The following is a 24,012-nucleotide window of genomic DNA, read 5'->3' on the forward strand; positions in this document are numbered from 1 at the left end:
GGGTCACCGAGCTCAGGTTGCGGTATCGGTGAAGCGGTAGGCCAGCGTGGCGGCGCGCAGGTACCAGATCCTCAGCGCCGGGAAGGGAAAGCGCGGCGCCGGGCCGGCGATGGCGGCGGGCAGCGCCCGGTTGCTCTTCTGGCCGGCGACCATGCGGGCGAGCTGCCGTCCGGTCCAAGGCGCGGTGTTGACCCCGTTGCCGTGGTAGCCGAAGCCGTAGAACACGCTCTCGTCCTCGTCCAGACGGCCGACCGCGGGGGTCAGCCGCCGGGTCATGGCGATCAGGCCGCGCCAGAAGTGGCTGATCTCGACCGACTGCCACGCCGGAAAGACCTCGCGGAAGCGCCCGGTCAGCCAGGCCCGCATGCGCGCCGCCGACGCGGCGTCGCCGCGGCTGTCGCCGCGTGCCCCGAACAGTAGCCGCCGGTCCGGCAGCAGGCGGTAGTAGAACAGGAGGGCCCGCGTGTTGCACAGCGGGTTCTCGCTGCGCCACGACTGCGCCGCGAGCTCGTCCGGGGTCAGCGGCCGAGTGGTGATGATGTTGGACAGGACCGGCAGGACGCGCCCGTCGAGGGCGGGATGCAGGCCGTCGGTCAGGAAGCCGTTGGCCGCCACCACGACCCGCTTCGCCGCCAGGCTGCCCCGCGCCGTGACCAACCGATGACGGCCGCCCTCGCGCCGCCAGTCGTCGACCGCGCTGAGACCGTGCAGCCGGGCGCCGTGGCGAGCCGCGGCGGCGGCCAGGCCGCTCAGGAACTTGAGCGGATGGAGCCCGAAGCCGGCCCCGGTGAAGAGCGCGCCGAACTGCTCGGTCGAATCGTGGCCGACCGCGCGGAAAGCCTCGGCCGAGTAGAGCCGTGTCTCGATGCCGAAGTGCCGTGTCAGCGCCTCGGCCTCCTCTTCCAGCTCGCGGTAGCGCGACGGCTTGTGGGCGACCGCGAAGATGCCCTCGCCCTGGAGATCGAAGTCGATCCCCTCGGTCTCGCCGAGCTCGCGCACCAGATCGATCCCCTCGAGCTGCGCGGCGTAGAAGCGCTTCGTCTCCTCCAGGCCGAAGCGCCGGATCATGGCATCGATCGAGAGCTTGGTCGCCGCCAGGCAGCAGAAGCCGCCATTCCGCCCCGAAGCGCCCCAGCCGATGTGCCCTGCCTCCAGCACACGAACCTCGACACCGTGGTCGCGCGCCAGGTGCAGCGCCGCCGAGAGCCCGGTGAAGCCGCCGCCGATCACCGCGACGTCGCAGGCCTGATCACCCTCGAGGGGACCGAAGCCCGCCTGAGGCGGCGGCGCGCTCTCCTCCCAGTAGCTCGGCACCGCGCGTCCGTGGTCGTAAACGTCGTCGTGAAACAGCCTCGCCATGGCGGCCCTCCCTCCCGCTCTACCTCTGAGGTTTAGAGCAGATTCACCGGGTTTGATGGATCGCCTCCGGCGATGCAGTCAAACCCGGATCTGCTCTAGCGCCACGGCGGATGCCCTGTTAAGCGCGGCGCTGTCGCGAAACTTGCATCAGAATGGCGCAACACTCTGACCTCGATCAAGGAACGGAAGTAGCGCCGCTGTTCTCCTGACGCCCGGCAATCTAAGGAGTATCGTGATGCGCAAAGCGCTCGTAGGTCTCGCCGCTCTCGGGGCACTGGGCCTCGGAACCGCCGTCGCCGGGGACACGCCGGATCTTACCGCGCTCAACGCCGAGAGCCGGGCCAAGATCAAGAACTTCGCAGGGTCCTTGAAGGGCGCCCTGCAGACGGCGATCAAGGAAGGCGGGCCGGTCAAGGCGATTTCCGTCTGCAACGTGCGCGCGCCGGAGATCGCCGCCGAGCTGTCGGGCGGCGACTGGACCGTGGGCCGCACCAGCCAGAGGACGCGCAACCCGGAGAACGGGCCCGACGCGTGGGAAACCATGGTCCTGGAGGCCTTCATCGACCGCGCGGCCGCCGGTGAGAGCCTGAAGACCATGGAGGCCGCGGCGGTGGTCGAGAGCGGCGGCGCCAGGACCTACCGCTACATGAAGGCGATCCCGACCGGCGAGGTCTGCTTGACCTGCCACGGCTCGGACCTCGAGCCGGAGCTGGCGGCCAAGATCCGCGCGGTCTATCCCGAAGACCGCGCGACCGGCTTCAAGCTCGGCGAGCTGCGCGGCGCCTTCACGGTCACTAAGACGGTCAAGTAGCGGGCCAGATCGGATCATGGCCGAGAGAGACCGGAGACTCGTCGTCGAATCACCGAAAGGAGTCTGGCGGCTGGCTCGGCTTGGCGCCTAAACTCGCTCGTATTCCCCTGTCGCAATGACCGGGGGATCGCTTCCAACGTAGCCGCAACGCCGTTCATGTTCGACACCACGCCGTGGTTCCGTCTCTACGCCGGCTGGCGGCTCCCCTGGCTCGCGCGCCAGAACCCGGCCGACCTGCAGGAGGACCAGCTGCTCTCGCTGGTCCGCCGGGCCGAGGACACGCGCTTCGGCCGCGCCCACGGCTTCGCCGGCGTGCAGTCGGTGGCGGACTTCCAGGCCGCCGTGCCGCTGCGGCACTACGAAGATTTCTGGCGGGAGTGGTGGCAGGCGGACTTTCCCAGGCTGACCGACGTGTCCTGGCCTGGCACCGTGCCGTTTTTCGCCCTGACCTCTGGCACCACGACCGGCGTCACCAAGTACATCCCCTGCACCGACGAGATGAACGCCAGCAACCGGCTGGTCAGCGCTGACCTGATCGGCTTCCACCTGCACCGCCGGCCGGACAGCCGCCTGATGGGCGGGCGCAGCTTCCTGCTGGGCGGCTCAACCGATCTCCGGGAGCTCGCGCCCGGCATCCTGGCCGGCGACCTCAGCGGCATCACCGCCAGCGTCATTCCCTGGTGGGTACGGGCGCACTACTTCCCGCCGCAAGAGCTCGAGTTCTTGGCCGATTGGGAGGAGAAGATCGCGCAACTGGCGCCGCTCTCGATCGAGCAGGACATGCGCAGCGTCGCCGGCACGCCCAACTGGCTGCTGATCCTGTTCGACCGCATCGCCAGCCTGCGCCCGGATCTGCCGCGCCGCCTCGCGTCCTATTGGCCGAACCTGGAGCTCCTGGTGCACGGCGGCATCAACTTCTCGCCCTACCGTTCGCTGTTCCGCGACTGGCTCGAAGGCGGCCACGCGGAGACACGCGAGGTCTACGCGGCGAGCGAGGGCTTCATGGCCGTGGCCGACCGTGGCGACGGCGAGGGCCTGCGGCTGTCGCTCGACGCCGGCCTGTTCTACGAGTTCATCCCGCTCGAAGAGCTGGAGCACGACCAGCCCACGCGCCACTGGCTCGGCAACGTCGAGCTCGGCGTCAACTACGCGGTCGCGCTCAGCACCTGCGCCGGGCTCTGGAGCTACATCGTCGGCGACACTCTGCGCTTCGTCGACCTCGCCCCGCCGCGCGTCCTCGTCACCGGCCGGGTCTCCTACAGCCTGTCGGCTTTCGGCGAGCACCTGATCGCCGAGGAGATCGAAGAGGCTGTGACCCAGGCGGCGTCCGCGATCGGCACAGCGGTCGTGGACTATTCGGCCGGCGCCGTCTTCCCGGAGGCCGAGGAGCCCTCGGGCGGGCACCTCTTCATCGTCGAGTTCGCCGGAGAGGTGCCTCGCGGCGCCGCGCTGGCCGCCTTCGCCGAGCAGCTCGATGCCGCGCTGGGGAAAACGAACGAGGACTACGCGGCTCACCGCGCCGGCGACTTCGGTCTGCGGGCGCCGCGCGTGCACGCGGTCTCCGCGGGCGGCTTCGCCGCCTGGATGAAGTCGCGCGGCCAGCTCGGCGGTCAGCACAAGGTGCCCCGGGTGATCAACGATCCCGAGCTCTTCGCCAACCTGCGCGCCTTCGTCGGCGCCTGATCAGGTCTCCGCATTGATTGCCGACTCGGCGGCGCAGGGTCTATGGGAGGAAACCGAGACTTGCAGCTGGGTCTCCCCGGCCTAGAGCAGATCCGGGTTTGATGGAATCGCCACGGGCGATCCATCAACCCGGTGAATCTGCTCTAAACCTTAGATGTAGAGCGGATTCACATGTTTAGTTGGAAACCACGTAGTGGTTCCATCTAAACATGATCCGCTCTAGCGACAACTCATTCCGCCAGAGGCCTGTGGAAGGCGAGGGCGGCGGCGCCGTAGAGCGCCAAGGCCAGGACGATCACGACGGTGAAGCCGAAGTGGATCGCCAGCATCATGGCGAGGACCGCGCTGATCACCGAGGCGCAGCCGTTCACCCCCCAGGCCCAGGGCACGAGGTCGGGCGCCGCGTCGGAGACGCGGGACAGCCCGAGCGGGAAAGGCATGCCCATGAGAAAGGCGAGGGGCGCCACGAGAACCAGGGAAGCCGTGACCTTGGCCGCCTCGGGCCAGCCGAGCATCCAGGAGAACAGTGGCGGCAGCAGCAGGATGTAGAGCACGGCGGTCGCCGCAATGGCCAGGACGCAGAGACCGATGGGCGAGACGCCGGATGGCCGGTCGCCCCGCCGGAGACGTTCCGCCGCGCGGCGCGACAGCCCGCTGCCGAGCCCGGCGAAGAACAGGAAGCCGCCGAGCAGGATCGCCACGGCGTAGACCGGATCGCCGAGAAAGACGATGAAGCGCTGAATGAAGGCGATCTCGACGAAGAGAAACGCCAGACCCAGGGCGAAAAAGTAGGCGAGGATCCGAAGCCGGGCCCGGTGGCGGGCCCCGCTCTTCTTGCGCAAGGCCAGGGGCAGCAGGATCAGCGAGAGGCTGAGCACCAGGGCCTGAACCAGCGTGGCGAAGAGGATCAGGTAGCCCCATTCGAGCAAGCCCGCGCCGCCCGCGGTGCGCAGGGCCAGGAATTCCGGCAGGCTTCGCCACCTGAAGAAATCGAAGAAGTAGGGGCGATCGTCGCTGGCTGGCGTGAGATCGAACTTGTAGCGATCGAGGAAGTCGCGGCGGCCCTCGCCCAGCAGTTCCGTCACCGCCTGATGGAAGTAGGGCGATTCCAGGGCGTTGAACCGATTGGCCTCCTCGGGCTCGATGCCGGGGTAGTAAGCCAGATCGAAGGAGCGTTGCTCGGCGAAGTGGCGCACCGCTTCGATCTCGGCCGCGCCGAAGGTGCCGTTCTTGATCAGCAGGGTGGTGGTATCCAGGCCGCGTATCAGCACCAGGCGCGATGCGAGGTCGCCGATGCCCTGGCGCTCCAGCGCCACGGCGGCGGTCGCGATCAGCTTGAGGCTGTCGCGCGGCGGCAGCTTGAGCCAGCGGGTTATGGCGAGCATGCCGCCCGGCCGCAGGCGGGCGAGGTATTCGCCGAGAGCCTCGCGTGTGTAGACGTAGCTCTCGCTCAGGCTCTGCACGCCCGCCGCCGACGCGGCCGCCGAATCGAGCAGGGGAATCTGAATCAGGTCCCAATGGTCGGTGCTGCGCGTGACGAAGCTGCGCGCTTCGGCCACGTGGATCCGGACGTCTTCCCTGTCGTAGAGCCCGCCGGCGAACCCGCCGTGCTCGCGCCGGACCAGCGCGACCAGCTGCGGATTGAGCTCGACGGCGTCGACCCGCCCGGAACCGTAATAGACCGCCTGCAGCACGTCGGCGCCGCCGCCCGCCCCGAGGATCAGCACCGAGGGCTTCTCCATCAGATGATAAGGCAGGGCCGAGGTCGTTTGGCCGAGATAGGCGAGAGGCTCGCGCCGGCCGTCGAAGGCCGTGATCACCGTCAAGGAGTCCCCATCGGTGAAGACGCCGATCTGCGGCGGCGGCTCGGTTCTGTTGTTCAGGCTGAGGCCCGGCACGTGGCGAAAGGGGACCACTGGGCTCTCCACGACCGTCAGGAGCCCGAGGGGGCTCGAGACCTCTGCGACCGTCCGCGCCCCCGGGACCCGAAGCGCGCCGCTCAGTCCCTTGAACTCGGAGAGGCGGGGGGCGGTCCAGGATTCGGGCGCGGCGAAGGGCAGCAGCAGGGCCGCCGCGAAGAGGACGGCGGCTGGCGCGCCCCTCCGCCTGGCCGTGCTTCCCACATAGGCGAGGCCCGCGGCGCCGAGGGCGAGCCCCATGATCACCCGGAGGCAGTCGGGCGGCGGCAGGAGATGGAGGACCGCGACGATCCCGAGCGCTCCCGCGCCCGCGCCGATCAGGTCGTAGCGGTAGATCCGGCCGATACGCTCGCCGAAGGTGATGAAGGCGAGGCCGATGCAATTCGCGCCGAAGAAGAAGGGCACGACGAAGACGGCGTAGAGGAGGGCGAGGTACGCCATCTGCCGGACGTCCCACACGACCGCGAGGGCGTTGAAGGGGACACGCTGGCCGAGCGCGAATCCGAGGACCGCCGTGGCGCCGAAGAGCAGGGCATTGACCGCGAAAGCGGCGGTGAAACGACGCTTCATCCAATCCTGGGTGAGCGCGAGGAAGCTTCCGCTGGCGCCGTAGCCCAAGAGCGCGATGCTGATCACCATGTAGGCGAAATGGTGCCACTGCACGATGGCCAGCAGGCGCATCAGCAGCACCTCGTAGGCCAGAATGGCCGCGGAAACGAACGAGATGGCCGGCAGCATGGTCGCTATTCGCGCACCAGGGGCACGAAGATCACCGGAAGCGTCTGGCGCGTCGCGAAGCGGCCGTCGGGCAGCTTGGTCACGATGGTCATGTGCTGTGTGACGAAGGGCCCACCGACCGGTATGACCATGCGCGCCCCGGGCTTGAGCTGTTCCAGCAGGGGCGGCGGCACGTGGCTCGCCGCGGCGGTGACCATGATGCCGTCGAACGGCCCGCACTCCGGCCAGCCGTAGTAGCCGTCGCCGGTCTTTGTCTCGATATTGGTATACCCGAGCCGGTCGAGCCGTTCGCGCGCGCTGTCGGCCAGTTCCGGAACGATCTCGATGGAGCACGCGCGCTCGACCAGCTCACCCAGGACAGCGGCCTGGTAGCCCGATCCCGTGCCGACTTCGAGCACGACGTGGTCCGGCTCGATCCGCAGCAGGTCGGTCATCAGCGCAACGATGAAGGGCTGGGAAATGGTCTGGCCATAACCGATCGGCAGAGGCCTGTCGTCATAGGCCTGGTCGCGCCGCCGTTCGGAGACGAAGAGATGGCGCGGCACCCGGCGCATCGCGTCGAGCACCTGCGGTTCGATATACTTGCGCTCCAGGGCCGAGGCCGCGGTGAGGGCGTGAAGCTCGATTCTGTCGATCATGCGCCCCAGCTGCGGTCCATAGTCGTCGGCGGCCTGGCCGGTCACGGCCCCGCCTGTCATGGCGGTCGCCGCAAGCAGCAACGCCAGTCTGACGATCAGGCTCAACCTCAAGGCGTCACCTCGGAAGAGGACCCACCGAAGTGTCGGGTCAGGAAACCGTCCAGGCCCTCGACATAGGTCCGTCGGCTGACCAGAAAGCCGTCGTTGTGGCCGCCGCGCAGCTCCAGGAAGGTCTTGGGCCCGGGCACGGCGGCGAAGAGCGCCCGGCCGTGTTCGAACGGGATGATCTCATCGTTCTGGCTATGAACGATCAACACGGGACTCCGCACCATCTCGAGGTACTCCTTGGTCGCGTAGCGGTACCGCGCGAGCAGGTGCGCGGGATAGATGGGGTAGAGCTGCTGGGCGAGGTCCGGCACCGAGGTGAAGCCGGACTCCAGGATCAGCGCACCCGGCCTATGCCTCGACGCCAGCTGCGCGGCCACCGCGGCGCCGAGAGAACGGCCGAACAGCACGATCCTTTCCGGCGGGACGCCCAGGCCGTCGACCAGATGGCGCCAGGCCGCTTCGGCGTCCAGGTAGGTGCCCTCCTCGGAAACCTCGCCCTCGCTGCGGCCGTAGCCCCGGTAATCGAGAATGAGCACGTCCAAGCCGAGATCCGCGAAGATCTTCAGCGAAGCGAGGCGATGGGAGATGTTCCCGGCGTTGCCGTGAAAGAACAGCAGGGCGGCCCGGGCCTCCGGACCCGCCGGGAGCCACCAGCCGTGAAGCCGAACGCCGTCCTCGGCGACGATCTCGACCGATTCGTAAGCCAGGCCCGCGCGCTCCGGCGTGACACTAAGCGCACGGGACGGCATGTCGGGGAAGAAGATGAGGTGCGATTGAAAAAGGAAGAGGGCGAGGCCAAGGCCCAGGTATACCAGCAGGCCAGCGCGCAACAGGAACCAGAGATTGCTCAACGACATCGATAGGCTTCGCGACCTCCGAACGGCGCGGGGGCAGAGCGGACTCGAGGAGCCGACCCGCACTCCGCCGCGAGTATCATGCGGTCGTGGCGGGCAGGCGGTCGTCCGGCTCGGCGCATGCCCCGCATTCTGATCCGAAAGCTGCGCCGATCGGAAACAAATTGCGCTGTCCCGCACCTTGTTCGAGGTCAATGCGCGGCGTGTGAACGGCTGACCCACTTGGCATCCTGGGCCGACCCTGTGGGTCGCCACGCGCGGTTGCGAGCGGCCTTGTACCGGCTTCACCGTGAAACCAGAGGTGCGGCTTAGTGGAAATCTTCATCGAGCTTCTGGCCTTCTTGATACTAACCCGAATCTTCGGGGAAGCCGCCGAACGCATCGGCCTGCCCGCTTCGGTCGGCGAGATTCTCGCCGGCGTCGGGCTGGTCACCCTGGCCGGCTGGTACGGCGCGCAGGTCCCCTTCCTCGACCAGCTGATCGAGAGCGAGGTCCTGGACCACGTGGCCAACCTCGGGATCTTCGTGCTGGTTCTCCTGGCCGGGATCGAGATGAAGCCGAGCGAGATCGCCCGCAATTCCAAGGGCGCCTTCTGGGTCGCCCTCGGCGGCATGGTGATTCCCTTCTTTCTCGGCTTCGCCTTGGCCTGGTGGTTCCTGCCGGAGGTTCCCGCCCGGCCGGCCCTGGTTCTGCTGGTTGCCGTCTCGCTGTCGATCTCGGCCATTCCGGCGACGGTCAAGCTGCTCGGCGACGCCGGCCTTTTGCACACGCGGCTCGGCGAAACGATCGTCGCCGCGGCGGTGTTCGACGACGTGCTCGGCCTGTTCCTGCTGGCCATCCTGCTCGCAGTGATCGAGACCGGTGCCATCCCCGACCCTCTGACCCTCGGCCTCCTGCTGGTCAAGGTCGTGGCCTTCTTCGCCATCACGGTCGCGCTGGGAACCCACGTCTATCCCCGGGTGAGTCGCGGCCTCAAGACGATGCAGGCGGCCTCTGTCGAGTTCAGCGCCCTGGCAGCCGTGGCGCTGGCCTATGGTCTCATGGCCGAGATCCTGGGTATGCACTGGATTCTCGGCGCCTTCATGGCCGGGCTCTACTTCGAGCAAGCACGGGTGGGAATTCGAGCCTACAACGAGATCCGCCTGATCTGCGCCGCGATCGCTAGCGGCTTTCTGGGACCGCTGTTCTTCGCCTCGATCGGCGTGCGCGTCGATCTGGCCGCCATCACGGCGGTACCGCTCTTTCTCTTCCTGCTGATCGCCGCCGCCGTGCTCGGCAAGGTGGTCGGCGCCGGCCTGCCCGCGCTGTGGATCGGCATGAAGCGGCAGGAAGCGGCGGCGGTCGGCGTCGGCATGACCGCCCGCGGCGCGATCGAGCTGGTGGTGCTCAGCATCGCCTACGAGGCGGGATTGTTTGCCTATAGCAATTCGGGCGACCCGGTCGTCGCCAATCTTTTCTCTGCGCTGATCATTATGGCCGTGGTGACGACCCTGCTGACCCCAATCCTCCTGCGGCGCGTCTTGCCGGGGGAAGCACGGTAAGCGGCGAGGAGGCATGGATCCGGGGCGCCGGGCGTCGCGCCCGCAGAGACACCATGCTGCGCTTCTATCGCCAGAGGCTCGGCCGTACCGTAATTGCCTGATGTTTTTTGATTCACGTCAGAACCTGTCGTAGGCTGAACGGCAATTGGAGTTCGATAGCCATCGGCTCAACTAAGAAAAAGCCATGCTGGGAGGAACTTCGGTCACATGAACAATCCCTTTGCCGAGCTTTCCGCGTCGATACCGGCTGTGGTGATGCAGACCTACGTCGTCGTCATGATCCTGCTGGTCGCCGGCGGGACGCTGTTCGACATCGTTCACAAGAAGAGCGCCACTTACTTTTTCAACAATTGGCGGAACGCAAGGAACAAGGGGACGCAGCAGGTCGGCGGCGGGGAACTGGCGCTGCTGGCGATCCAGACCGCCGCGGTCGAGGTGGCGACCTCCGCTGAGTTCTGCAACCCGCAGCGCAGAATAGCCCATCTCCTCACCATGTACGGCTTCCTGCTCTACGTCGTCGCCACCGCCGTCATGGTCTTCGCCTACCCGACGCCCGCCACCCCGACGCCGGTCCTCCTGACGCTGCTGTGGTATCTCGGGGCCCTGATGGTCTGCGGCGGCGGCTACTGGTTCTGGTTCTTCATTCGGGTCGACGTCGCCGCCGAGGGCAATTCGCCGTTCCGCTTCGTGCGCGCCGACCTCTTCATCCTCTCGCTTCTGGCGTGCGTGACACTTGGGCTGATCTGGGCGCTCGTCCAGGCGGCGGGCGGTTCCTGGGCCAACCTGTTCCTCGCCCTGTACCTGATCGCGACGACGGTGCTGTTCGGGTCGGTTCCCTGGTCGAAGTTCTCGCACATGTTCTTCAAACCCGCCGCGGCCTTCCAGAAGCGGGTCGAGAACGCCGACGGCTCGAGGAGCAACCTGCCGGGCCCGGCCGACAAGCCGGAACTCTTCGGCAGCGCCCGGCGACTGCCCCGACACTACTGAACAGCCCATCCAAAGGCCTTCGATCGAGGGAGCTAGGGGGATCTCATGCCGACATACGTTTACATGACCCGGTGCGACGGTTGCGGACACTGCGTCGATATCTGCCCGTCCGACATCATGCACATCGACAAGACCTACCGGCGGGCCTTCAACATCGAGCCCAACATGTGCTGGGAGTGCTATTCCTGCGTAAAGGCCTGCCCGCAGAACGCCATTGACGCACGCGGCTATGCCGACTTCGCCCCCATGGGCCACAGCGTCCGGGCGCTACGGGAGGAGGCCAAGGGCACGATCTCCTGGAAGATCAAGTTCCGGGACGGCCGCGAGAAGAACTTCGTCTCGCCGATCCGGACCACGCCCTGGGGATCGATCAAGGGACCGGCCGAATACGAGGCCCCCAGCCAGGATGCGCTGAAATCCCAGGAGCTGGCACACGAGCCCGACGCGCTCAACATCGAGGGCGGCCTGCCTGCCTTGAGGCCGGATCAACTCAAGCAGGGGGTGGTCTAGTGGGGCTGTTCAACCGCCGGAAGACGGTTCACGTCGATTCCGACATCCTGGTGATCGGCGGCGGCATGGCCGGCTGCGGGTCGACCTACGAGTCCCGGTACTGGGGCCGCGACCTGAAGATCGTCTGCGTCGAGAAGGCGAACATCGAGCGCAGCGGCGCCGTCGCGCAGGGGCTCTATGCGATCAACTGCTACATGGGCATGCAATGGGACGAGAACCAGCCCGAGGACCATGTCCGCTACGCCCGCAACGACCTCATGGGGCTGGTGCGCGAGGATCTGGGCTACGACATCGCCCGGCACGTCGACTCCACGGTGCACAAGTTCGAGGAGTGGGGCCTGCCGATCATGAAGGACCCGGACACCGGGCGGTATCTGCGCGAGGGCAAGTGGCAGATCATGATCCACGGTGAGAGCTACAAGCCGATCGTCGCCGAGGCCGCGCGCAAGGCCGCCACCGAGGTCTACAACCGGATCATGGTGACCCACCTGCTGATGGACAAGACGAAGGCCAATCGGGTCGCCGGGGCCGTCGGCTTCAACGTCCGCACCGGTGATTTCTATGTCTTCCGCGCCAAGGCGGTCATCGTCTGCGCCGGCGGCGCGTCGCACATCTTCAAGCCCCGCGCGGTCGGGGAAGGCATGGGACGGACCTGGTATGCCCCCTGGAGCAGCGCCTCCGCCTATGCCCTGCCGATCCTGGCCGGCGCCAAGATGACGCAGATGGAGAACCGCATCGTCCTGACCCGCTTCAAGGACGGCTACGGCCCGGTTGGCGCCTACTTCCTGCACCTCAAGACCTACACTCAGAACGCCTATGGCGACGAGTACGAGTCCAACTGGTACGAGCACACCAAGAACCTGGTCGGCGACTACATCGACCGGCACCCGGTGCCGACCTGCCTGCGCAACCACGCCATCCTGGAGGAGGTCAAGGCCGGCAGGGGCCCGATCCGCATGGTGACGATGGAGGCCTTCCAGGACCCCCACAAGGAGACCGTCGGCTGGGAGAACTTCCTCGGCATGACGATCGGCCAGGCGGTCGTCTGGGCGTCGCAGAACATCGACCCCAAGCACACCAATCCCGAGCTGACCACCTCCGAGCCCTACGTCATGGGCTCCCACGCCACCTGCTCCGGCGCCTGGGCGAGCGGGCCGGAAGACTACGCCCCCGACGAGTACCAGTGGGGCTACAACCGGATGATGACCGTCGAGGGGCTGTTCGGCGCCGGCGACACCATCGGCGGCACCGCCCACAAGTTCTCGTCGGGCTCCTTCACGGAAGGCCGGATCGCCGGCAAGGCGGCGGTCAACTACGTCAACGACCTGGGCAACGACGTGCCGGACGTCAGCGAGCAGGAGTACCAGGATCTCGAGAAGGTCGTCTTCCAGCCCATGGAGAACTACCAGGTCGGCCGCAACGAGATCGTCGCGGGCACCGTTTCGCCGAGCTATCTCCTGCCGATCAACGGCCTGCAGCGACTCGAGAAGATCATGGACGAGTACGTCGGCGGCATCAGCGCCCACTACACGACCAACGAGCCCATGCTGACCCGCGGGCTGGAGCTGCTGCACATGCTGAAGGAAGACCTCAGCTATCTCGGGGCCGAAGACCTTCACCAGCTTCAGCGGGCCTGGGAGCTTCAGCACCGGGTGCTGGCTTCGGAGTGCGTGACCCAGCACACCATGTTCCGGACCGAGACCAGGTGGCCGGGCTACTACTACCGGGCCGATCATCCGAAGCTGGACGACACCGATTGGCACTGCTTCACGATCTCCCAGTTCGACCGGGAATCCGGGAACTGGGAGCTGGAGAAGGCCCCCGTCTACCACATCGTCGACTGAACGGAGTCCACCGACCAACGGAGCCCCCTGTGATGTCCAAGCTGGTCCCGCCCCACGGCGGGGGAGCGCTCCGGCCCCTGCTGCTCGATGAAGAGCAACGCTCCGCCGAGCTGAAGCGGGCGGAGGGGCTGAAGGCCGTGCCCATGACCAGCCGGGAGAGCTCCGATCTCGTCATGCTGGCGATGGGCGCCTACACGCCGCTCGAGGGCTTCATGAGGCACGACGACTGGCGGCGTGTCTGCACGGATCTGAGCCTGGAGAGCGGCATCTTCTGGCCGATCCCCATCACGCTGTCCTGCGACCGGGACCTGGCCGGCAGCATCGGCGCCGGCGAGGAGGTGGCCCTGGTCGACGCGGAGTCGGGTCTGCTCATGGCCGTGATGACGGTCGAAGAGAAGTACAAGATCGACCCGCGGCTGGAGAGCTCCGAGGTGTTTCGGACCACCGACGAGAAGCACCCCGGCGTCGCCAAGGTCCTGGCGCAGGGCGAGGTCAACCTGGCCGGGCCGGTCAGGGCCTTGAGCGAAGGCGTCTGGCCGCGCAGCTACCCGGGTCTCTACCTACGGCCGGCCGAGACGCGCGCCCGCTTCGAGGCGCTGGGCTGGTCGAAGGTGGCCGCCTTCCAGACCCGCAATCCCATGCACCGCAGCCACGAGTATCTGGCCAAGGTCGCCGTCGAAGTCTGCGACGGGCTCTTGATCCACCAGGTTCTCGGCAAGCTCAAGCCGGGCGACATACCGGCCGATGTCCGCGTTCAGGCGATCAATGCCCTGGTCGAGAACTACTTCGTGGCCGACACCGTGATTCAGGCGGGCTATCCGATCGAGATGCGCTATGCCGGCCCGCGCGAGGCCCTGCTGCACGCTCTCTTTCGGCAGAACTTCGGCTGTTCCCATCTGGTCGTCGGCCGCGACCATGCGGGCGTCGGCGACTACTACGGCCCCTTCGACGCGCACGACATCTTCGAAGAGCTGGCGCCCGGGAGCCTGGAAACCGCGCCCCTGAAAATCGACGTCACCTTCTACTGCGAGATCTGCCGCGCCATCGCGACCGGCCGAACCTGCCCGCACGACGAGAGCCACCGGCTGGCGATCTCGGGAACGCGCCTCCGGGCCATGTTCGCCAACCGGGAGCCGATCCCCCACGAGTTCAGCCGGCCCGAGGTGCTCAAGGTCCTGCAAGCGCATTACGAGAGCGAGAGCTGATGGCGGCCATGAAGATCGCCCAGATCAGCGACACCCACATCCTGGCGCGCGGCGCCGATGAGGCCCGGGGGCCGCGACGGGCAGAGAACCTCAGGCGCTGCGTCGCGGACATCAACCGCCAGCGGCCCGATGCGGTGATCCATACCGGCGACACGGTGCAGCACGGCCTGCCCGAGGAATACGAGCACCTGCGCGAGATCCTCGCGCCCCTGGAGGCGCCGCTCTACCTGATCCCCGGCAACCGCGACAGGCGCGACGCCCTGCGCGAGGCCTTCGGCGATAAGGCCTATCTGCCCAGGAACGGCGAATTCCTCCACTACACGGTCGACGACCACGCTCTGCGCTTGGTCGCGCTCGATTCGACGGCGCCGGGAGAACGCAAGGGGGTCTACTGCCGCGAGCGCCAGGCCTGGCTCGACGAGACCCTGGGCCGCGCGCCGGACCGGCCGACGCTTCTCTTCATCCACCATCCGCCCTTTGACATCGACGACCACTACATCGGCGGCTACCGCCGGCCCGGCGAGGCCGAGGACCTGGCCGCCGTGGTCGGGCGTCACCCCCAGGTGCTGCGGCTGCTGTGCGGCCACGTGCACTGCCCGACCCGCCGGTCCTGGGCCGGCACCGAGGCGACCACCATGCCCAGCGTCGCGGTCGACGTGCGCAAGGGCATCGACGAAACCGAGGCCAAGGACCGGCCGATCTACCTGCTGCACGTCCTGTCGGAGGACGGCGGCCTGGTCAGCGAATCAAGAACCGTCGCCGACTGAAGCCGTCCTTAGAGCGGATCATGTCTTGACGGAAACGCTTCGCGGTTCCGGCAAAGACATGTGAATCCGCTCTACATCTAATGTTTAGAGCAGATTCACCGGGTTTGATGAATCGCCTCCGACGATTCAGTCAAACCCGGATCTGCTCTAGGCTCTCAGCGCTGGGCGGTGTCGAGCCAGATGGTCACCGGGCCGTCGTTGACCAGCGACACCTTCATCTCGGCGCCGAAGCGGCCGCTGGCCACGGTGACGCCCTGCGCCTCGACCTCGGCCTTGAAGTGCTCGTAGAGGCGCTCACCGTCCTCCGGCGCGGCGGCGGTGGAGAAGCCGGGCCGGTTGCCCTTGGTCTCGGCCGCCAGGGTGAACTGGCTGACGATGAGCGCCGATCCGCCGAGGTCCAGCAGCGAGCGGTTCATGCGGCCCGCCTCGTCGCGGAAGATGCGCAGCTTGACCGTCTTGCCCGCGAGCCACGCGCTTTCCGCCTCGCCGTCGTCCCGCATCGCGCAGACCAGGACGACCAGCCCCTCGCCGATCTCGCCGACAACCGCGCCGTCGACGCTGACGCTCGCGCCGGACGTCCTCTGGATCAGCGCACGCATCGGACGACGCTGCCTTCCCTGCGGGACCTAGTTTTTTTCATCCTTGAAGCCGATGCTCCAGTGCGTCCCGTCGCAGAAGGGCTTGTTCTTCGAGCCGCCGCAGCGGCAGAGCGTATAGTGCTCGCGCGAGGTGCCCTCAGCCATCTCCTGACCGAGCAACTCGATCCCGCCGGTAACGGCGTAGGGGCCGTCCTTCAGCACCGTGACCATCGGTTCGCCGGCATTGTCCTTGTGCTCGACGTCCTCGATCGAGTAGCTGAGCGCGCCCGACGGGCACTTCTTGATGGTCTGGATGATCTCTTCGGTGGTCGCGCCGTCCGGGTCGATCCAGGGCTCCTCGCCCAGCTTGAACACGGATTTGAGATTGTCCGTGCAGTGACCGATGTGCGCGCAGACGCCGCGGATGTCGTGAATCGTGATCTTCTTGCCCACGTAGCGGTCGCGCTTGTCGGCGGAGCCGTCCGTCAGCTTCTCGTCCGTGAAGCCGTTCTTGCCGTGCGTGCCGTCGCAGAACGGCTTGTTCTGCGACCCGCCGCAACGGCACAGGGCGACCCCGGTCACGGTCTCACGGGGTTCCCCGCTGGAACTGCGGAGATGGGGCACGACCTTGGGGGTCATGTCGTTGAGCAGGTGGTAAGGCCCGTTCGGAAGGCACGCGATCTTCGGTTTCTCCTCGCCCATGGTGTTTTGTCCCCTTCTCAAAGTCGCCCTGCAGAACCTGCGCTCAGGCCATCATTCCGCCGAGGCTGATCAGCTCAAAGCCCCAAGGCCCCAATCACCTCAGAGACCGAGCGCCCGCCGCCGTTCCTCGGCGAAACCCTGGACCAGGCGATCCGCGACCAGGGCCAGGATCGCCATGGCGGCCCCCGCCGAGATGCCGAGACCCACATCCGCCTTCCCCAGCGCGAGATAGATCGACTGGCCGAGCCCGGTGGTCCCGATCAGCGCCGCGATCACCAGCATGGCGAAGGCGTAGAGGATGGTCTGGTTGAGGCCCAGCAGGATCGTCGGTGCCGCATAGGGCGCGCGCACGTCGCGCAAGATCTGCCACTCGGTCGCGCCGCTGGAGATCGCCGCCTCCATCATCTCCTCCGGCGTGTTGACCAGGCCGTGCCGCGTGTAGCGGATCATCGGCACGATCGCGTAGGCGCAGATGGCGAGGAAGGCCGAGAACTCGCCGATCTGGAAGACCATCAGCACCGGGATCAGGAAAACGAAGAGCGGAATGGTCTGCAGCATGTCGCAGATCGGGCGCACGACCCTCCAGACCATCGGCCAGACCGCGCTGGCCAGGCCGATCAGACCGCCGACCACGGCGCAGGCAAAGACCGCCGCACCACTGAGATAGAGCGACAGGAGCGCCCGCTCCCAGAGGCCGGACACGAGGATGGTCGAGAGCAGGCCGACCGACAGGATCGCCAGGCGCGGGCCGCCGGCGACCCAGCCGAGCGTGGCCGCGCCGGCGAGCACGAAGGGCCAGGGCAGGTTGGCGATGCCGGTCTCGAGCATCCCCACCGCAATCATGACCAGCAGGCCGCCGGTCAGGCGCCCGCGCCAGGCCAGCAGCAGTCCGGCGGCGGCCCCGGCCGCGAAGAGCCAGGAACTCATGGCCGGGGTCCAGGCGAAACCCCAGGTGAAGGGCAGCACCGCCTGATCGAGGCCGATCCTGAGCGGCAGCAGCACGAAGAACATGGCGTTGTTCTTCAGCCCGTCCAGCCACGCGCCGTTGGCCCGGGTGAAGTCCGTCAGGCCCTGGTCCATGGCCGCGGCCATGGGGTCGAGCAGCGTCAGCTCCGCCGGGTTCGGCAGGCGCGCCCAGAAGGCGGCCGTGAAGACCACGGTGACGCCCAGCAGGGCCCAGACGACGCGCTTGTCGTAGCGCTTGCGCTCGGTCGCGAGCGTGCCGCTCATGCGGTCGATCACCACCGCGAAGACGACGATCACCAGGCCCGCCAGCATCGCCTGGCCGAACTGCGCCTTGCGCATGGTCAGGAGAACTTCCCAGCCGATGTCGTTGAACCCGCCGATCACGGCCGCGATGATCACCATGCTCAGCGCGGCCATGAGGCACTGGTTCACGCCGACCATGATCTGCGACGCGGCCGAGGGGATCTCGACCTGGAACAGCTGCTGGAACCGCGTGCCGCCGGACATGATGGCGGCCTCCTTCACCTCGTGCTCGACCCGCTCCAGACCCAGCATCACGTTCCGCGCCATGGGCGGGGCGGCGTAGATGGCCGAGGCGATCAGGCCGACCACGGGGCCGAAGCCGAACAGCAGCAGGATCGGCGTCAGGTAGGCGAAGGTCGGCACGGTCTGCATGACGTCGAGCACGGTCTGCAGCGCCGCCTTGATCCGTGGCACCTCGTTGGCCAGGATGCCGATGGCCCCGCCCATGATCAGGGCCAGCGGGACCGAGACGGCGACCAGTGCCAGGGTGTTCATGCCCTCGGACCAGTAGCCCGAGGCCAGCACGAAGAAGAGGCCGAGGAAGCCCAGCGCCGCCATGGGCAGGCCGCCCAGGTACCAGCCCAGCGCGGTGACCAGCCCGATGACGATCGGCCAGGGCGTGCCGTTGAGGGCGAAGTTGGCCCCCTCCATGGGATAACGCATCACCTCGGAGAAGAGGCGGGCGACCGGCTTGACGCCTTCGAGGCCCCAGGTGAGCGCCGCGCCGACCCAGTCGGTCGCGGGCAGGACCAAGGCGACCGGCCATTCGACCAGCCAGGGCGCGACCGGTTCCAGCGCCAGGCAGACGGCCCCGACCGCCAGCGCGATCACGGCGGCCTGGGCGCCCGCGGTCAGGCGGGCGAGGCGCGGCGGCGCGATGTCGGCGACCGCGCTCACTCCTCGTCGACCTGCAGGGCGGCGGCCAGCGCGGAGGGATGCACGGTGCCCACGATGGCGCCCTTGTCGTCGCGCACCGGCACCGGCTGGTAGAGGTTCATGCAGTGGGCGAGCGCCGCATCCAGCGTCATCGAGGTGGTAAGGCCGGGGTCGTCGGGCCCGCTCTCGCCATGGCCGGGCTGCATGACCGAGGCGACCTTGGCGTGCTGGCCCTTGGCCACGTCCTTGGAGAACTCGCGGACGTAGTCGTCGACCGGATTCAGCACGATGGCGGTCGGCGTGCCGATCTGCACGATCTTGCCGTCGCGCATGATCGCGATGCGGTCCGCCAGCTTGAGCGCCTCGGCGATGTCGTGGGTGATGAAGACGATGGACTTCTTCAGGGTCGCCTGGATCTTGAGGAACTCGTCCTGCAGCTGCCGCCGGATCAGCGGGTCGAGCGCCGAGAAGGGCTCGTCCAGGAACCAGATGTCGGGATTCACCGCCAGCGAGCGGGCGATGCCGACACGCTGCCGCTGACCGCCCGAGAGCTGGCGCGGGAAGCTGTCCTCGCGCCCCTCGAGTCCGACCAGCGAGATCACCTCCTGGGCGCGCGCCCGGCGTTCCGCGCGGCCGACCCCCTGCACCTTGAGCGGATAAGCCACGTTCTCGGCCACGGTCATGTGCGGGAAGAGGCCGAAATGCTGGAACACCATGCCAAGAGTCTTGCGGCGCAGCTCCGTCAGGCGCTTCTTCGACGCGCCCATGACGTTCTCGCCCTCGATGCGGATTTCACCGCCGGTGCCGGGCAGGAGCTGCGAGATGCAGCGGACCAGGGTCGATTTGCCCGACCCCGAAAGGCCCATGATGACGAAGAGCTCGCCCTCCTTGACCTCGAAGCAGGCGTCCTGGACCGCGAGGATGAAGCCCGCCTCGCCCAGGTCCTTCGCCGCCGCGTCCGCGTCTCCCCCCGACCGGGCCAGCGCGTCCGCCAGAGCCTGTTCCGCGCCCGGGCCAAAGACCTGCCAGAGGTTCTGGCAGGCTATGGCCGGCGTGTCGTTGTTAGACACGGGGGTGAGGCTCACTTCATCGCGGCGTCCACGACAGGTTTCCAGCTTCCTTCGTTCGCCGCCATCCAGGCCGCCACGACATCCTCGACCGAGCCGCCGTCGACGTCGACCGCGCCCATCATCGGCTGCTGGTCTTCGACGCTCAGCTGGTAGTTGGACAGGATCTCGAAGGCGGCGGGCCACTTGCCTTCCAGGCCCGACCAGCCGGCCTTGAAGATGCGCGACGGCGCGAAGTCGCAGTCGTGGGTGGCGTTGGGGTTCGGTCCCCAGGACGGATCATTGAAGCAGGCGTCGTTGCCCACGGGCAGGTCGACGAACTGCACGTCATAGGCCGACATGGCCCAGTGCGGCTGCCAGAAGGTGATCAGCAGCGGCGACTTCTTCTCCGTCGAGGCGCGCAGCTCGGTGATCAGGGCGCCTTCGGAGCCCGCCGGCACGGCCCTGAACGGCAGCTCGAGGCCGGTCATCCGGTCGGCGCCCGGCGTGCCCCAGTCGGCCGGATAATCGACCAGGCGGCCCTGGGGAATGGTCTCGGCCGTGGCGAAGGCCATGGCGCAGTCCTTCAGCGCCTCCCACTTCGGCAGGCCCGGACAGAGATCGGCCACGTGGGCCGGATAGGCGATGCCTTCCTTGGCGTCGAGGCCCAGGTCGCCCAGCTCGACCACGCCGCCGGCCGCGACCTTCTTGGCGTAGTCCTCGGACACGTTCGAGGTCCAGATCTCGAGCGCCGCGTGGATCTCGCCGTCCGCCATGGCCTGGTACATGTTCATGTAGCCGGCCGTAACGTAGTCCACCTTGTAGCCCGCCGCCTTGAGCATCTCGCCCGCGACGTGGGTCGAGATGTGCTGGCCCGTCCACTCGTTGATGGCGAGCTTGATCGGCTCGTCCACGGCGCCCATGTCGGCGGCGATCGCCGGGCCGGAAACAAGGCCGAGCGCCAAGGGCGCCGCCAGTATGGTCATCTTGATCTTCATCGTTGCTCTCCCTGTGTTCTGGCGTTGTCTTTCCTGATTGCGGAAATTGAACAGGTTTTCATACCGCCCGTCAAAGCGAGCGATGCCGCCACGGTGATGTTGTCGGACTGTCGGGGCCGGATCAACAGGAGAGACGCGGGCGAGGGCGTGGCTCGGGGCACCGCACGGCAAACAAGGCGGGCCTTCGCGCCCTTGATCGCCGTCAAGGCGCCGCAGGGACGGCGGCCTATCCTCACGCGGGCGCTACGAAAGAGAGGAGCCGATGCTTCATCAAGGGGGCGAGGGCGTTCAAGACGTCATCGGCGCCAAGGCGCTGCCTGAAGGCCGCCGTGACAAGGACCGGTCCCCCGCGAAGACGGGCGACCACCCCTTCGCCGGCTTCATCCGAATCATCGGCCGGGGCAAGCACCTGTCGCGGCCGCTCGACCGGAGCGAGGCGGCCGAGGCCATGGCCATGATCCTGGCCGGCGAGGTCGAGGCGGCGCAGCTCGGCGCCTTCCTGCTGCTTCTGCGCTACCGCGGGGAGACGCCGCCCGAGCTGGCCGGCTTCGTCGAAGCCGCGCGGGACGTCATGGCTGTTCCGACCGATCTTCGCGCCGACCTCGACTGGCCCTCCTATGCCGACCGCCACCGCCAGCTGCCCTATTTCCTTCTGGCCGCGCTGCTGCTGGCCGAGCAGGGCGTCAAGGTCGCCATGCACGGCCTCGCCGGTGTGGGCAGCGTCACGACGCCCAAGGTCCTCGAAGCCCTCGGCCTCGCGGCCGTGCGGTCGTTCGGCGAGGCCGCGGAGGAGTTGGAGGCGCGCAGCTTCACCTATCTGCCCATAGAGACCTTCTGCCCGCCCCTGGCCGGGCTGTTTTCCTTGAGGCCCGTCCTGGGGGTCCGCTCGGCGGCCAACAGCTTCGCGCGCGAGCTCAATCCGCTGGGGGCGCCGTTTCAGTTGCAGGGCGTGTTCCATCCGACCTACCTGCCGCTTCACCAGGAGACCGCGCGGCTTCTGGAACAGCCCCGCGCCGCGATCTTCAAGGGCGGCGGGGGCGAGGTGCAGCGCAATCCCGAGAAGCCCTGCAGGGTGGCGACGCTTTCGGACGGCGACGCCGGCAAGGAGACCTGGGCGGCCTCGACGCCCGCCGCCCGCCATCCCTGGCGCGACGAGACCTTGGATCCGGCCACCGTGGTAGCGCTGTGGCGCGGCGAGCGCGCGGCGCCGGGGCCCGAGGCCGCGGTCATCGGAACCGCCGCGATCGCCTTGAAGCTGCTCGGCCGCGCCGAGAGCCGGGAGCAGGCCGAGGCGCAGGCGACGGAGCTGTGGCACGCGCGTCCGAAGCTGAAGTACGGAAGTTAGCCGTCTGCCAGGAAGCTTCCGGGCCCTTGACCACGGTCATACTTCGACAAGCTCAGTATGAGGCTCAATTCTTGAAACGCCTCTCCCTCACCCGCGCTTAGCGCCGGGCTTCGCCCCCTGTCGAAGGGTGACGGTGCCGGTTTACAACCCTTTAAGCGGTCTGCTGGGCGACATCAGCCTCTTTCTCCAGCACCTGATCGAGGATGAGCTGCGGCATCTCCGGCGCGATGCCGATCGGACCCGCGTAGGCCGCATCGTGCCCGGCCCTCTCCAGGATACGGGGGACGTCGCTCTCGCCGTGAGACCCGCGGTCGGCGAAAAGCCCGACCACCACGGTGTGCGGCGATTCTGTTCGGGTGAGCACCGATTCCAGGCTCGGCGGCTGGTCCAGGAAGGCGGTGCCGACCGCCGCGAAGTCCCTGCGCCGGGCTATGGCCTGGGCGTGCCGCCAGGCGGTGCCGCCCGAGTTGGCGTTGCGCCTCGTGCCGTGGCCCATGACGATGAGGCTCGTTTCACGCGGCGGCCAGCCCCTGTCGCGGCAGCAGCGCAGAGCGCTCGCCGACAGGACCTCCGAGATCCGCGGGTGCGTGCCGACGGGCCGGCAGACGCGGGTGCGCTCTGGGCTCTCCGGCTCGTCGCCCATGATCCGTCCGAGGATCTTCTGCGCCGTATAGCCCTCGGCCATGAGGAACGGCACCAGGAAGATGCGGGGCGCGCGCATGTCCTGGATGACACTGGTCAGGTCGGGGCGCCCGTTCAGGCAAGCAACCCGCGTCTCGGCGAAGACCCCGAGCTTTCTAATCGCTTCGGCGTGCGCGGCGGCGGCGCCCGGCCCGCTCCGGACGCCGTGGCAGCAGAGCAGCAGGCCGCTGCGGGCCAGGGCCGCGTCAGTGACTGGTGCCTTCGGAGAGGCGAGTCTTGTTGTAGACATTGTACTTTCCGGATGGCTTGACCAGTGGGATGCGCTTCACTTCCCGAAGCGTGCGCGCGTCGTAGACGACGATCGCGCCGTCCATGTCCCAGATGCTGACCAGGGCATGGCGGCCGTCGCGGGTGAACTCCACGTGGGCCGCGGTCTTGCCCGGGGCGGGCCGCAGCGTGGCCGCGATCTCGAGCGACTGCTTGTCGATCACGTGGAGCGCGTCGCGGTGCGGCCCGAAGAAGACGTCGGCCCAGGCGTAGGGGGAATTCTCGTGGCTGCGCATGAAGAAGCCGGGGCCCAGGGTGTCGAGCGTCTCGACGACCGACCACTCCTCCATGTCGATGAAGCTGATCTTCCCGCCCTTCAGATGCGGCGTGGCCATCACCCGCCGGCCGTCACGCATCCAGGAGATGCCGGAGCCGAGGTGCGGCAGGCCGGAGAGCGGCAGTTCGGCAATCTCCCGGCGCACGTCCAGATGCACCACGACGGCGCCGTCACCGTCCCGCGCCGAGCCAACCAGCTCGCGGTAGGAAGGCGTGAAGAAGAAGTCGTCGAGCGGCTGGGAAAGCTGGGTCCGGCGGATCGGAAAGCCGCCGTCCTTGGCCGGGATGGCCTCGACCATGCCCTTCTCGTAGTTGTGCACGAAGCCGCTGTAGTTGGGCGGCGGGTCCTCGGCGTAGGAGATCTCCCAGAGTTCCGGGACGTCCTTGAGCGCGACGATGAAGCTCTCGCGCGGCGCCGCCTGATAGACGGCCGAGACCCGGGACGAGGTCTTGCCGCGGAAGTCCGTGACCTCGATCACCTCGAGCAGCGACAGGTCCGCGGCGTCGAACAGAACTAGGCTATGGGGCAGGTAGTTGGCGACCGCCACCACGCGGCCGTCGTGGGAGATCGCCAGGTTGCGCGTGTTGATGCCGGCCCGCGCCTCGGCGACCACCTGGAGGCCGAAGAGGTCGTACTTGGTGATCCAGCCGTCGCGCGAGGCGAAGTAGACGAAGCGGCCGTCGGGCGAGAACTTCGGGCCGCCATGCAGGGCGAAGCGACTCTCGAAGCGGGTGATCGGCGCGAAGCGGTCGCCGTCGAGGATCGTGACGTGATGGTCGCCGCTCTCGACCACGACGAAAAGGTTGAGCGGGTCGGCGTCGTGAACCGGCGCCTCCGGGAGCCGCGCGGCGGCGGCCGTGACCTGCCGCGAGGGCTCGATCTCCGCCGCGCCCCACCGCGGCACCTCGGGCAGGGGCGCGTAGATCAGCCCGACCAAGGCCGCGATCTGCGGTTCGGTCAGGTCCTGGCCGAAGGCCGGCATCTGCGT

The 24,012-nt window shown here is 67.7% G+C and carries 20 protein-coding genes; 9 read left to right on the top strand and 11 right to left on the bottom strand.

Annotated features, from left to right (window positions below):
- Positions 1 to 12 precede the first annotated feature (12 nt).
- The gene (locus tag QNJ67_04005; GenBank protein ID MDJ0608115.1) at positions 13 to 1,359 is read right to left on the bottom strand and encodes an FAD-binding oxidoreductase; all 1,347 of its coding nucleotides are present in this window, start codon (positions 1,357 to 1,359) and stop codon (positions 13 to 15) included.
- 235 nt (positions 1,360 to 1,594) lie between these two features.
- Between QNJ67_04005 and QNJ67_04010 the strand changes: the two genes are divergently transcribed.
- Positions 1,595 to 2,170 (top strand): DUF3365 domain-containing protein, encoded by a 576-nt coding sequence (locus QNJ67_04010; GenBank protein MDJ0608116.1) that lies wholly within the window; start codon positions 1,595 to 1,597, stop codon positions 2,168 to 2,170.
- A 156-nt stretch (positions 2,171 to 2,326) separates the two neighbouring features.
- Positions 2,327 to 3,853 carry a GH3 auxin-responsive promoter family protein gene (locus QNJ67_04015; GenBank protein ID MDJ0608117.1) on the top strand — a complete coding sequence of 509 codons (1,527 nt, stop codon included), beginning with the start codon at positions 2,327 to 2,329 and terminating at the stop codon, positions 3,851 to 3,853.
- 230 nt (positions 3,854 to 4,083) lie between these two features.
- Here QNJ67_04015 and QNJ67_04020 read toward each other — a convergent pair whose 3' ends face one another.
- From QNJ67_04020 to QNJ67_04030, 3 genes are read right to left on the bottom strand one after another with little or no spacing between them, the layout of a single operon-like run.
- Positions 4,084 to 6,510 carry a hypothetical protein gene (locus QNJ67_04020; GenBank protein MDJ0608118.1) on the bottom strand — a complete coding sequence of 809 codons (2,427 nt, stop codon included), beginning with the start codon at positions 6,508 to 6,510 and terminating at the stop codon, positions 4,084 to 4,086.
- Between the two features lie 5 nt (positions 6,511 to 6,515).
- The gene (locus QNJ67_04025; protein ID MDJ0608119.1) at positions 6,516 to 7,259 is read right to left on the bottom strand and encodes a protein-L-isoaspartate(D-aspartate) O-methyltransferase; all 744 of its coding nucleotides are present in this window, start codon (positions 7,257 to 7,259) and stop codon (positions 6,516 to 6,518) included.
- The gene (locus tag QNJ67_04030; protein ID MDJ0608120.1) at positions 7,256 to 8,113 is read right to left on the bottom strand and encodes an alpha/beta hydrolase; all 858 of its coding nucleotides are present in this window, start codon (positions 8,111 to 8,113) and stop codon (positions 7,256 to 7,258) included. The genes QNJ67_04025 and QNJ67_04030 overlap by 4 nt, the downstream gene beginning before the upstream one ends.
- 308 nt (positions 8,114 to 8,421) lie before the next feature.
- Between QNJ67_04030 and QNJ67_04035 the strand changes: the two genes are divergently transcribed.
- From QNJ67_04035 to QNJ67_04060, 6 genes are all read left to right on the top strand, one after another.
- The gene (locus tag QNJ67_04035; protein ID MDJ0608121.1) at positions 8,422 to 9,651 is read left to right on the top strand and encodes a cation:proton antiporter; all 1,230 of its coding nucleotides are present in this window, start codon (positions 8,422 to 8,424) and stop codon (positions 9,649 to 9,651) included.
- Positions 9,652 to 9,858: 207 nt separating this feature from the next.
- Positions 9,859 to 10,638, top strand: coding sequence for a hypothetical protein (locus QNJ67_04040; GenBank protein ID MDJ0608122.1), 780 nt, complete (start codon positions 9,859 to 9,861; stop codon positions 10,636 to 10,638).
- 45 nt (positions 10,639 to 10,683) lie between these two features.
- Complete coding sequence (aprB, locus tag QNJ67_04045; GenBank protein ID MDJ0608123.1) at positions 10,684 to 11,148, top strand: adenylyl-sulfate reductase subunit beta; 465 nt, start codon at positions 10,684 to 10,686, stop codon at positions 11,146 to 11,148.
- Complete coding sequence (gene aprA, locus QNJ67_04050) at positions 11,148 to 12,992, top strand: adenylyl-sulfate reductase subunit alpha (GenBank protein ID MDJ0608124.1); 1,845 nt, start codon at positions 11,148 to 11,150, stop codon at positions 12,990 to 12,992. Before aprB ends, aprA begins: the two co-directional genes overlap by 1 nt.
- Before the next feature lie 32 nt (positions 12,993 to 13,024).
- The gene (sat, locus tag QNJ67_04055) at positions 13,025 to 14,197 is read left to right on the top strand and encodes a sulfate adenylyltransferase (protein ID MDJ0608125.1); all 1,173 of its coding nucleotides are present in this window, start codon (positions 13,025 to 13,027) and stop codon (positions 14,195 to 14,197) included.
- The gene (locus QNJ67_04060) at positions 14,197 to 14,964 is read left to right on the top strand and encodes a phosphodiesterase (GenBank protein MDJ0608126.1); all 768 of its coding nucleotides are present in this window, start codon (positions 14,197 to 14,199) and stop codon (positions 14,962 to 14,964) included. Before sat ends, QNJ67_04060 begins: the two co-directional genes overlap by 1 nt.
- Before the next feature lie 155 nt (positions 14,965 to 15,119).
- On the opposite strand, the gene dtd is transcribed toward QNJ67_04060, so the two are convergent.
- The 5 genes from dtd to QNJ67_04085 form a co-directional block, all read right to left on the bottom strand.
- A complete protein-coding gene (gene dtd / locus QNJ67_04065; GenBank protein MDJ0608127.1) occupies positions 15,120 to 15,563 on the bottom strand; it encodes a D-aminoacyl-tRNA deacylase in 444 nt (147 codons plus the stop codon).
- Between the two features lie 27 nt (positions 15,564 to 15,590).
- On the bottom strand, positions 15,591 to 16,244 hold the full coding sequence (locus QNJ67_04070) for a CDGSH iron-sulfur domain-containing protein (protein MDJ0608128.1): 654 nt from the start codon (positions 16,242 to 16,244) through the stop codon (positions 15,591 to 15,593).
- Positions 16,245 to 16,343: 99 nt separating this feature from the next.
- Positions 16,344 to 18,410 carry an ABC transporter permease subunit gene (locus tag QNJ67_04075; GenBank protein MDJ0608129.1) on the bottom strand — a complete coding sequence of 689 codons (2,067 nt, stop codon included), beginning with the start codon at positions 18,408 to 18,410 and terminating at the stop codon, positions 16,344 to 16,346.
- Positions 18,407 to 19,459 (bottom strand): betaine/proline/choline family ABC transporter ATP-binding protein, encoded by a 1,053-nt coding sequence (locus QNJ67_04080; protein ID MDJ0608130.1) that lies wholly within the window; start codon positions 19,457 to 19,459, stop codon positions 18,407 to 18,409. The genes QNJ67_04075 and QNJ67_04080 overlap by 4 nt, the downstream gene beginning before the upstream one ends.
- A gap of 11 nt (positions 19,460 to 19,470) precedes the next feature.
- Positions 19,471 to 20,433, bottom strand: a complete 963-nt coding sequence (locus QNJ67_04085) for an ABC transporter substrate-binding protein (GenBank protein MDJ0608131.1) — start codon at positions 20,431 to 20,433, stop codon at positions 19,471 to 19,473.
- Between the two features lie 262 nt (positions 20,434 to 20,695).
- On the opposite strand from QNJ67_04085, the gene QNJ67_04090 reads away from it, so the two are divergent.
- Positions 20,696 to 21,778, top strand: a complete 1,083-nt coding sequence (locus tag QNJ67_04090) for a glycosyl transferase family protein (GenBank protein MDJ0608132.1) — start codon at positions 20,696 to 20,698, stop codon at positions 21,776 to 21,778.
- Between the two features lie 151 nt (positions 21,779 to 21,929).
- Here QNJ67_04090 and QNJ67_04095 read toward each other — a convergent pair whose 3' ends face one another.
- Both QNJ67_04095 and QNJ67_04100 read right to left on the bottom strand, forming a co-directional pair.
- Positions 21,930 to 22,709 carry a CbiX/SirB N-terminal domain-containing protein gene (locus QNJ67_04095; protein ID MDJ0608133.1) on the bottom strand — a complete coding sequence of 260 codons (780 nt, stop codon included), beginning with the start codon at positions 22,707 to 22,709 and terminating at the stop codon, positions 21,930 to 21,932.
- Positions 22,666 to 24,012 (bottom strand): cytochrome D1 domain-containing protein (locus tag QNJ67_04100; protein ID MDJ0608134.1); only part of this gene is annotated, 1,347 nt, incomplete at its 5' end. The genes QNJ67_04095 and QNJ67_04100, both read right to left, overlap by 44 nt.

It is taken from the genome of Kiloniellales bacterium (assembly GCA_030064845.1).
Taxonomy (GTDB): Bacteria; Pseudomonadota; Alphaproteobacteria; order Kiloniellales; family JAKSDN01; genus JASJEC01.

Coding starts and splice junctions, on each gene's coding strand:
- QNJ67_04010 (MDJ0608116.1), top strand. CDS start 1,595: ATGCGCAAAGCGCTCGTAGGTCTCGCCGCTCTCGGGGCACTGGGCCTC.
- QNJ67_04095 (MDJ0608133.1), bottom strand. CDS start 22,709: ATGTCTACAACAAGACTCGCCTCTCCGAAGGCACCAGTCACTGACGCG.
- sat (MDJ0608125.1), top strand. CDS start 13,025: ATGTCCAAGCTGGTCCCGCCCCACGGCGGGGGAGCGCTCCGGCCCCTG.
- QNJ67_04070 (MDJ0608128.1), bottom strand. CDS start 16,244: ATGGGCGAGGAGAAACCGAAGATCGCGTGCCTTCCGAACGGGCCTTAC.
- QNJ67_04015 (MDJ0608117.1), top strand. CDS start 2,327: ATGTTCGACACCACGCCGTGGTTCCGTCTCTACGCCGGCTGGCGGCTC.
- QNJ67_04090 (MDJ0608132.1), top strand. CDS start 20,696: ATGCTTCATCAAGGGGGCGAGGGCGTTCAAGACGTCATCGGCGCCAAG.
- QNJ67_04085 (MDJ0608131.1), bottom strand. CDS start 20,433: ATGAAGATCAAGATGACCATACTGGCGGCGCCCTTGGCGCTCGGCCTT.
- QNJ67_04005 (MDJ0608115.1), bottom strand. CDS start 1,359: ATGGCGAGGCTGTTTCACGACGACGTTTACGACCACGGACGCGCGGTG.
- QNJ67_04060 (MDJ0608126.1), top strand. CDS start 14,197: ATGGCGGCCATGAAGATCGCCCAGATCAGCGACACCCACATCCTGGCG.
- dtd (MDJ0608127.1), bottom strand. CDS start 15,563: ATGCGTGCGCTGATCCAGAGGACGTCCGGCGCGAGCGTCAGCGTCGAC.
- aprB (MDJ0608123.1), top strand. CDS start 10,684: ATGCCGACATACGTTTACATGACCCGGTGCGACGGTTGCGGACACTGC.
- QNJ67_04020 (MDJ0608118.1), bottom strand. CDS start 6,510: ATGCTGCCGGCCATCTCGTTCGTTTCCGCGGCCATTCTGGCCTACGAG.
- QNJ67_04040 (MDJ0608122.1), top strand. CDS start 9,859: ATGAACAATCCCTTTGCCGAGCTTTCCGCGTCGATACCGGCTGTGGTG.
- QNJ67_04030 (MDJ0608120.1), bottom strand. CDS start 8,113: ATGTCGTTGAGCAATCTCTGGTTCCTGTTGCGCGCTGGCCTGCTGGTA.